We start from the raw sequence: 8,749 nt of genomic DNA, 5'->3' as shown, positions 1-8,749 counted from the left end.
CCGACCTGACCTTACTTCTCTGTTGAAGCGATTGATAATTAAAAGTGAGGATTGGGAAACTCAGGCTGTGCCATCGACGGTTGAACGTGTCGGCGTTGTCGGATTCATCCCACGCCTAAAGCCGCGGGTATTCTCCTTGCGTTTTATAACCGGCAGATATTACGTAGAGACAAATCTGAGCTCAGTTCAGAAACGTCGGGAAATCGACCGCCTCGTCACTCACTACGACTTCACCGCCAAATTTGACGGCAATTGGTGAACACAGTACCACTGTAATTCTCCTGTGCCGTTCGAGAAATGCGCCGGCCGGGACCCTTGCGAGCGAACAGCGTGAGCGAGCAAGGGTACGGGCGGCGCACGACCGAAGGGAGTGCGCCGGCCGGGATTTGAACCGGAATCAGACGGGCTCGCTCACTTCGTTCGCTGTGCGCGACTGATAGGGTTCAAATCCCTCTCAGTATTTTCCGAGCGGAGCGAGGAAAATCGCCGGCCGGGACCCTTGCGAGCGAACAGCGTGAGCGAGCAAGGGTACGGGCGGCGCACGACCGAAGGGAGTGCGCCGGCCGGGATTTGAACCCGGGCCATGAGCTTGGAAGGCTCAGGTCCTACCACTAGACCACCGGCGCGCGTGGGTGCGTCCGTCACTGACGCATGTAACTGTAGGCTGAACGAATCCAATAAACGTTCCGTGTTCCCGGCGGCGAGTCCGTCGATTGCGACCGGCGGATCCCTCGGACGACGGAACTGTATTAAAACACCACAATATAACGGGGTATTCCCGCACACTTAGAACGTTTTTCAGCCGCTTAGAAGCCGGTTGGGTACATATACGGGAACGCGTTCAACGTCCAACCGTGAGGTGAGCACGATGTCATACCAATCGGGAAATCCACTGGTCGACGAGGTCGAGTTCGCGCTTGATGGTCCGTGGGCGGCGTACTGGATCGCCTTCCTGCGCGTGGTAACTGGATGGTGGTTCTTCCACGCGGGAATCACGAAAATCATCGAGAGCGGGTTCTCGTACACCTACGGCTCTGCCTACATGCAGGGGATGAGCGGGACCGCGCTTGGCGGGATCCCTGTCTGGATGGGGAACAACCTCGCGTGGCTCATCGAGCCGGGGGTACCCCTGTTCGAGACGCTGATCGGGCTGGCGCTGATCTTCGGCGCCGTCACCCGGCTGGCCGCGTTCGGCGGGGTCATCTTCATGACCCTGTTCTGGGTCGGCAACGCCGGCTTCGGTCACGGGCTGGTCAACAGCGACTTCATGGGGCTGCTGCTGTTCATCACCGTGATCATGCTGTCGGCCGGTCGGTACTACGGCCTCGACGCGGTCCTCGAGAAGCTCTCGTTCGTGCAAAAGCACCCGAAACTACGCTACCTGCTCGGTTAAGAGGTGAATTCCAATGACGAACATCATCGACAAGGCGGCGATGGCGCTGAGCGCGGGACTAATGCTACTCGGACTGATCGGCATGGGGATCCTAGAGATCCTCGTCGGTGCGCCGTACAGTCCGGCCCCGATAACTAACGAGGCGGGTGAGGTGGTGGCGACGCCGCTGATCTCGCCGCAGATCCGGACCGGTATCGTGCTGGCCGGTGTCGCAGTGCTCGGCCTGTACGCGGCGTACAAGATCGTGACGCCGCTCGCGGCCGACGCGGCAGCTGGCCGCGAGACCATGGCTGATTGACGGCGTAACTCGACCGTCGCGGTAGGCGGTACAGCTACTTTTCTGCGTTCTCGTTCGACGATCCGCCGGCGACTCTCGAGTCCGTCGGCCGTTCGACCCCGCCGTCGGCGCTCACCGATGTATCGGGTTCGGTCGCACCGAAGTCGAAGTCGCCGTCGGACCCACCGAGACCGGTCTCAGCGTCGCCGCCGTCGCGCTCGCCGTCCACCTCGAACCCGTCCGTCATCCGGCGCAGGTCGCGGGCGCGCTCGGTGAGCGCGTGGGTCTGCTCGGAGACGTCGCCGAGCGTGGCGGCCTGCTCCTCGGCAGTCGACGCGACGGTGGTCGCCTCCGCGGTCGTCTGCTGGCTCACGCCGGCCAAGTCGTCGACGGCGCCGGTCACCTCGTTGACCGACGACGCCTGCGCGTCCATCGCGCCCGAAATCTCTTGAACGCCGTCGTCGGCCTCGGCCACCCGCGTCGCGACCTCGGTCAGGGCGTCGTCCGCGGTCTCGACGGTGTCGACGCCGGCGTCGACCCCCTCGCGGATCCGCGACATCTCCGCGACGCTCTCGTCGGTGCGTTCGCGCAGCCCGTCGATCAGCGTCTCGACCTCGGCCGCGGACGACTGCGTCTCCTCCGCGAGCGCCTTCACCTCCTCGGCGACGACGCCGAAGCCGGAGCCCGCCTCGCCGGCCCGCGCCGCCTCGATCGAGGCGTTCAGCGCCAGCAGATTCGTCTGGTCGGCGATCTCCGAGATCGTCTCGACGATCGCGTCAACCTCGGCCATCTCCGCTTCGAGGCGCTCGATCGTCTCGGTCGCCGACTCCGATCGATCTTCGACGTCGTGCAGCTCCGCGACCGCCGTGGCCGTGGCCTCTCGTCCCTCCTCGGTGACCGCGTTCGCCTCTCTGGAGGTGGTCGCGACCTGATCGGCGGAGGCGGCGACCTCCTCGACCGTGGCGGACATGTCTTCCATCTCGCCGGCGACCTCTGAGAGGCGCCGACTCTGTCGCTCCGCGCCGGCCGAGATCTCGTCGATCGCGTCGCTCGTCTCCCGGCCCGCCGCGGCGACCTCGTCCGTGCCGTCGGTGACCGCCTCGCTCCGGGCCGCGACCTGCCCGGCGAAGGCGTCCACCTCCGCGATAGCCCCCTCAAGCTCGTCCATCGCGTCGTTGAACCCGTCGGCGATGTCGGCGAGCGCGTCCGGATCGGCGGGCTCGACGTCGATTCGGGCGGTGAGGTCGCCGTCGGCGCACGCGTCCATCGTCGCGCCGAACGCCGCCGCGCGCGACTCCAGCCGCTCCGCGAACGCCTCGCTCTCGGCCTTCGCGTCCTCGGCCCGCCGCTTCTGCGTCTCGGCCGACTCGATCTGCTCGCCGAGCGAGTCGCGCATCGTCGAGAACGCGCCGTAGAGGTCGCCGAACTCGTCGCGGCGCTCGGTGTCGAATCCGACGTCGAGGTCGCCGGTCTCCAGCGCCCGCGCCTTCCGGGTGAGTCGGTTCAGCTCCGCGACGGTTCCGCGGCCGAGCGTCGCGCCCAGCAGACCGAGTCCGACGGCCGCGACGCCGACGATGAGCAGCAGGTTCCGGCCGATCATCCCGGAGAGCGCGTACGCCTCCGCGAGGGGGACGTGGACGGCGACGTACCAGTCCTCGGAGGGGACCGGCGCGTACGCGACGAAGTACTCCGCGTCGTCGGCGAACTCGAAGGTCGCCGACGACACGTGACCGACCGCGGAGCCGGCGATCATCGCGTCCCGCACCTCGTCGGCGTACGGCTCGGCCACGGCGCCCGCGCGGTCGCTGGCCCCGATCACGCCGTCGGACTGGACGATCGCGGTGAACGACCCGTCGGTCGGCTGCCGGAGGTCCTCGACGATCGACGCGAGCGACACCTCCATGACGAAGTAGTTGCGCCGCGGCGTGTACGCGACGTAAGAGACGTGCCGCTCGCCGTCTACCTCGTACGTCGGCGAGGTGTAAGTGTCCTCGCCGATCAGGAGACCGTCGTTGAGCCAGCTCTCCTCGGTGATCGCGGTGCCGCGGTCGTCGTCTGTCGAGGCGAGCAGCGTGCCTTCGTGCCGGTTGATGTGGTGGAAGGCGACGATCTCGTCGGGCTGCCACGAGAGCTGCGAGGTGAGGTAGCTCTCCACCTCTTCGGGCTCCCTCGTGAACCCGAAGGCGTCGCTGTCGGCCGTCTCTCTGGCGATCGAGCGGTGATCGCTGGTCCACACGTCGATCTCCGTGGCGCTCAGCTCCGCGACCGCGGTGTAGTCCTGCTGGGCGTTGTCCTCCAGGCGGTCCGTCGTCTCCGCGTAAGTGACCGCGCCGACGGCGCCGATGGCCACGACGACGAGGAGCACGACGACCGCGAACTTCGCGAGGTAACTCCGAGTGATCGCGTCTGGACTCAGGCGACGAAGGAGACGATCGAGGCGAGTCGAACTCATTGACTCGACGGCGGCGGCAGCGATACATTAAACCTCACTCCACGGTATCTCCCGTGATAATTAGGGGCGAGGCCCCGAGACGACGGCGTAGCAGTTCCCGCTGGAGACGGTCGATTCGACGACTTCGAGCCGACTGTTCTCGATATCGGCGTCGAACTCGTCGGGGGCGTAGACGTGATAGTACCGGGCGACGGTCTCGCCGCCGGGGAGCGTCCAGTCGACGGTCGTGTCGAACCCCTTCGTCCGGTCGAAGCGGTCGTGGGCGGTGCTCCACGCGCTCACGAGCGCGACCCCGCCCGGCGCGAGGACCCGCGCGAGTTCGTCGAGGCTCCGAACGCGGGCCGCGCGCGGCGAGAGGTGATGGAGCGTGGCGACGTACGTCGCGAGCCCGACCGCGTCGTCGGCGATCGGGAGGGCGACGGCGTCGCCGTGAACGAGATCGAGGGCGTCGGCGAAGTCGCGCTCGCGGGCTCGCGTCGCCGCCTCGCGAAGGAGCTCCCGGCTCAGGTCGATCCCGACGACCGAGTCGGCGCGCTCCGCGAGCAGCTCCGCGTGGCGGCCGTTCCCGCAGCCGACGTCGAGGGCGCGCGTCGCCGAGCGGCCCTGCACGAAGGATTCGACCTCCGGCCACGCGTACTCGCGGGTCTTCGCGAAGTGTGCGGCGATGCGGTCGTACGTCGACTGCGTGTCCATACCGGAGGGTCGGCGCCGAGTGACATAGCTCCAGTGCCCGGCGGTCGCCGGAGGAGAGTAGTGACGCCGCGACCCGCCCGACCCGTCACACCAGCCCGATGACGGCGAACGTGAGAAGCGTCAAGATGAGGAGGACGACCACGTGTTTCACGCCGTCTTTGACCGACCCTTCGCCGAGCTGGCCGGCGACGAGGCCGGAACAGACGGCTTGCACGGCCGCGGCGTGGAAGAACAGCTGTTCGTAGGCGAACGAGTCGATGTCGCCGAGTCCGTCGGCGATCCCGGTCGGTCCGCCCGGCGCGCCGGGCACCCCGCCCGTGCCGCCGCCGCTCGGAATCGCGGCCTCCTCGATGGCCGGGATAAAGGAGACGGACAGCGAGGCGATGATCCCGAGGAACACCAGAAAGGAGATGTAGATCACGATGAGGTACGTGATCATGACCTGTCGGCGCTCCCGGCGGAGCGCCCACGTCGCACGCGACTCGTCGGCCGCGATCCGGAGTACGGGACCGATATCGCCGCTCGCGTGCATCGCGTTCGTCACCAGCGCCACCGCCCGGGAGGTCATCGGCGACCGGACCCGGTGCTCCAGCCGGCGGAGCGCGGTGCTCACGTCGGCGCCCCAGTCGATGTCGCGTCTGGTGCGCTTCAGGTCGGCCGTCAGCGCTTCGAGGTTGGAGTCGCCGACCCGCCGGACGCTCCCGACGACGGAGGTGCCGGCCTCGTTGACGCTCGCGAGGCGGTCGAGGAGGTCCGGTACCGACGACTCGATCCGGCGGGTGTGTCGCTTTCGGACCTCGTAGACGACCGCGTAGACCGCGAGGACCAGCCCCGTCACGACGACGACCGGGGTCTCTATCTGCGCGACCATTTCGGTCGCCGGGCCGAGCGTGATCGGGAAGACGAAGGCGAGCAGCCCGAGGACCCCGAGCGGCACCGTCACGAGGAACGATATCCACGGGGACGCGATCACGTTCTCGACCGGTGACGCGACCCACCCACGCAGCCGCCGGATCCGGTCGTACGCGCGGAGTCGCTCCCGACTGACGGCCCACGGATCGCCTTCGGTCCCGCTCGCAACGCCGCCGTCGGACCGGATCCCGGCCGTCGTCGCGGCGGTTTCCGAGACCCCGTCTCCGGCGCTCCCGTCCTCGGCCGGACCGTCGCCGGCCGCCTCGGAGAGGTCGACGCTCTCCGTCCCGCCGACGCCCTGCGTCACGCTGTCGACGTAGACGGCGAAACCGAACGTCGCGAGCGGGACGCCGAGGTAGACGACGACGCGGAGCAGCGGGAGCGTGTCCTCCAACACGAGCCCGATGACGACGAGGATGGTGATGAAAAAGAGCGGGCCGGCGACGAGCGCCGTGACGTACGCCTCCGCGAACGTCGAGAGCAGTTCGAGGTAGCGCTCCTGTTTCGACTCGGCCTCGTCTTGGTACAGCTCGTACTGGTCGGCGAGGAACGTCGGTATCGACTGTCCGGTGCCGAGGACGGACGCGAGGTTCTCCGAGAAATCGGTGAGATCCTCGCTCGGCGTCCGACGTGCGGTGCGCTGGAGCGCGGTCAGGGCGTCGGTCCCGAACGCGTTCATGTCGCGGACGGCGACCGACAGCTCCGTGGCCGCCTCGCCGTACACCCCTTCGTTTTCCGCGAGCGTGTCCATCACTCGTGGGAACGCCATCCCCGAGCGCGAGAGCGCGTAGATGAACGCGACCGTTCGGGGGAGGGTGGCGTCGATCTCGGCCGCCCTGGCGTGCGCGCGCTGGCTCAGCAGCTCCCACCGCCCGTAGTACGTCCCGGCCGCGAGCGCGGAACCGAGGGTCGCCGAGGCGAAGGTCAGAAGCAGGAACAGCCGCGGAAGGGCGAGGGACGAGAGCCCCGCGACGCCGGCGAGAAACGAGACCGAGGCCGGAAGCGCCGCGCGGATCGCCGCCGCACCGACGTCGAGCGCGGAGAGGAGCGCGGCGGCCGCGTACACGCCGATGACGCTCCCGGCGACGCCGAGAACGCCGGCGTACAGCAGCGTCCGGGAGGCGTACGTCCGGTGGGTGCCGGCGACGTGAGCGGCGCGCATCAGGTCGCGCTGGCGCCGGCGGCGGTCCCCGTCCTCGGCAACGTAGTCGCCGAACAGCGACAGCGCGATCCGAGTGACGAAGAGGTCGGCTCGGCGGTCGACGGCCGGCAGCAACAGCGCCAGACAGAGCCCGAGCGCGGCGAACAAGGGGATCGAAGCGATCATTCCGGTCGCTCTCCGGCCCCCTCACCGATCTCGTCCGGCACCTCGACGGCGTCCCCCGCGTCGACGCCGTCGGCGTCCGCCACCCGAGCGTCCAACCGACCCATCACGCGGTCGGGGTCGGCGTAGTACTCGTTGACGAGCGCGGTGAACGTCCGGTAGTCGGTGATCCCGAGCCTCCGGAGCAGTTCGAGGAAGCGCTCGCGGCGGCGGATCTCGCGGAGTAGCTCGGATCGGGACCAGCCGCGCTCGTCGGCGATCTCCGCCATGAGCGACGAGTCGTTGCGGCGGAACTCGTCGGCCTCCGCGTCCCACTCGAACGCCGATGAGTAGTCGAGTTCGCCGGTGCGCTGGTCGATGCCGCCGATCTCGCCGATCGTCTTCGCCCGCCGGACGCGCTGGTCGCCCGAGCGGGTCAGCGTCTGGATCGAGAGCATATCCAGCGACTGCACCATCGCGCGGGGCACGTTGATCGGCTCGTTCTCCAACCGGTTTATCACCGTCTCGATCGAGTCGGCGTGCATCGTCGAGAAGGTGGTGTGTCCCGTGTTCATCGCCTGGAACAGGGTGATCGCCTCGTCGCCGCGCACCTCGCCGACGACGATGTACTCCGGACGGTGGCGCAGCGCGGAGCGCAGCAGGTCGTACATGTCGATGTCGGTCCCCTCGTAGCGGCGCTCGCGAGTGACCGATGAGAGCCAGTTGTCGTGGTACAAGGAGAGCTCGCGGGTGTCCTCGATGGTGAGTACCTTCGCGCGCGGCGGGACGAACATCGACACGGCGTTCATCGAGGTGGTCTTTCCCGAGGCGGTGCCGCCCGCGAAGATGAGGCTCTTGTTGTGCTCGATACAGAGCCAGAAGTACGCCATCTGCTCGATCGAGAACGTCCCGTACTCAACCAGGTCGATCGGCGTGAACGGGTCCTCGGCGTACTGGCGGATCGTGAAGGCGGAGCCGCGGGGGGTCACCTCCTCGCCGAGCGCGAGCTCGGCGCGGGAGCCGTCCGGCAGCGTCGTCTCCACGATGGGGTCGCCGACGGAGACGTGGCGCCCGGACTGCTGAGCGAGCCGGATGACGTAGTTGTCGAGCTCGCCCTTCGGGAACGAGACGTTCGTCTCGATGTCGGTGTAGTCGTCGTGGTAGACGAAGATCGGGAGATCGTAGCCGTCACAGGAGACGTCCTCGATGTGGCGGTCGTTCAGCAGCGGGTCGACCTTCCCGTAGCCGCGAAAGTCGCGGTAGAGATAGTACGCGAGCGCGTGGAACGTCGCCATTCCGGCCTCGACGCCGTACCCCTCCAGTAATCCCTTCAGCTCCTCGCGGAGCGTCTCCTCGTCGGTCTTCCCGGTCCCCTCGCGGTACAGCAAGGGATCGCGGATGTCGTCGACGACGCGGTCGAGGAGATCGCGTTCGAACTCGTCGAGGTCCGGTTCGACCGCGTAGTACCGGTGTTCGCTCTCCTCGTCGTCGTAGGTGATGACGACGTACGCGTACGGGGCGTTCACCCAGTAGCGATCGACCTCACGCTCGCCGTCCGGTACGGTGACGGAGGCGAGCGGGCCGTCCTCGCCCGGCCGGAAGGGACGGACATCGAGCTCCGACCCCCGCAGCATCTCCCACGTTCGCGAGAGCCGTCGCCGGAGGGCCGCGATGCGGTCCTCGCCGTCCTCGTGCGCGTCACTCGCCATCGTCGTTAGG

Annotated in this window: 7 protein-coding genes and 1 tRNA gene; 3 read left to right on the top strand and 5 right to left on the bottom strand. The window is 67.7% G+C overall.

Annotated elements, in window-relative coordinates; all coding sequences use genetic code 11:
- The coding region (locus OQF71_RS04835; protein ID WP_280586165.1) for a hypothetical protein at nucleotides 1–259 on the top strand (259 nt) is incomplete at its 5' end.
- A gap of 296 nt (nucleotides 260–555) precedes the next feature.
- Here the strand turns inward: OQF71_RS04835 and OQF71_RS04830 are convergent.
- Nucleotides 556–626 (bottom strand) — tRNA-Gly (locus tag OQF71_RS04830).
- A gap of 242 nt (nucleotides 627–868) precedes the next feature.
- On the opposite strand from OQF71_RS04830, the gene OQF71_RS04825 reads away from it, so the two are divergent.
- Together OQF71_RS04825 and OQF71_RS04820 are read left to right on the top strand one after the other, a co-directional pair.
- Nucleotides 869–1,393, top strand: coding sequence for a DoxX family protein (locus OQF71_RS04825; RefSeq protein WP_280586164.1), 525 nt, complete (start codon nucleotides 869–871; stop codon nucleotides 1,391–1,393).
- Nucleotides 1,394–1,406: 13 nt separating this feature from the next.
- Nucleotides 1,407–1,691, top strand: a complete 285-nt coding sequence (locus tag OQF71_RS04820) for a hypothetical protein (RefSeq protein WP_280586162.1) — start codon at nucleotides 1,407–1,409, stop codon at nucleotides 1,689–1,691.
- A 34-nt stretch (nucleotides 1,692–1,725) separates the two neighbouring features.
- On the opposite strand, the gene OQF71_RS04815 is transcribed toward OQF71_RS04820, so the two are convergent.
- From OQF71_RS04815 to OQF71_RS04800, 4 genes are all read right to left on the bottom strand, one after another.
- Entirely contained in the window at nucleotides 1,726–4,122 is a 2,397-nt protein-coding gene (locus tag OQF71_RS04815) for a methyl-accepting chemotaxis protein (protein WP_280586160.1), read from the bottom strand.
- Nucleotides 4,123–4,182: 60 nt separating this feature from the next.
- Nucleotides 4,183–4,815, bottom strand: coding sequence for a class I SAM-dependent methyltransferase (locus tag OQF71_RS04810; protein WP_280586158.1), 633 nt, complete (start codon nucleotides 4,813–4,815; stop codon nucleotides 4,183–4,185).
- An 85-nt stretch (nucleotides 4,816–4,900) separates the two neighbouring features.
- The gene (locus OQF71_RS04805) at nucleotides 4,901–7,054 is read right to left on the bottom strand and encodes a type II secretion system F family protein (protein ID WP_280586155.1); all 2,154 of its coding nucleotides are present in this window, start codon (nucleotides 7,052–7,054) and stop codon (nucleotides 4,901–4,903) included.
- The gene (locus OQF71_RS04800) at nucleotides 7,051–8,739 is read right to left on the bottom strand and encodes a type II/IV secretion system ATPase subunit (protein WP_280586154.1); all 1,689 of its coding nucleotides are present in this window, start codon (nucleotides 8,737–8,739) and stop codon (nucleotides 7,051–7,053) included. The genes OQF71_RS04805 and OQF71_RS04800 overlap by 4 nt, the downstream gene beginning before the upstream one ends.
- Between the last annotated feature and the right edge of the window lie 10 nt (nucleotides 8,740–8,749).

This window comes from Halorubrum sp. Boch-26 (assembly GCF_029889805.1).
Lineage (GTDB): Archaea > Halobacteriota > Halobacteria > Halobacteriales > Haloferacaceae > Halorubrum.
This window is presented reverse-complemented; position numbering and strand designations above follow the sequence as displayed.

Coding starts and splice junctions, on each gene's coding strand:
- OQF71_RS04825 (WP_280586164.1), top strand. CDS start 869: ATGTCATACCAATCGGGAAATCCACTGGTCGACGAGGTCGAGTTCGCG.
- OQF71_RS04820 (WP_280586162.1), top strand. CDS start 1,407: ATGACGAACATCATCGACAAGGCGGCGATGGCGCTGAGCGCGGGACTA.
- OQF71_RS04815 (WP_280586160.1), bottom strand. CDS start 4,122: ATGAGTTCGACTCGCCTCGATCGTCTCCTTCGTCGCCTGAGTCCAGAC.
- OQF71_RS04810 (WP_280586158.1), bottom strand. CDS start 4,815: ATGGACACGCAGTCGACGTACGACCGCATCGCCGCACACTTCGCGAAG.
- OQF71_RS04805 (WP_280586155.1), bottom strand. CDS start 7,054: ATGATCGCTTCGATCCCCTTGTTCGCCGCGCTCGGGCTCTGTCTGGCG.
- OQF71_RS04800 (WP_280586154.1), bottom strand. CDS start 8,739: ATGGCGAGTGACGCGCACGAGGACGGCGAGGACCGCATCGCGGCCCTC.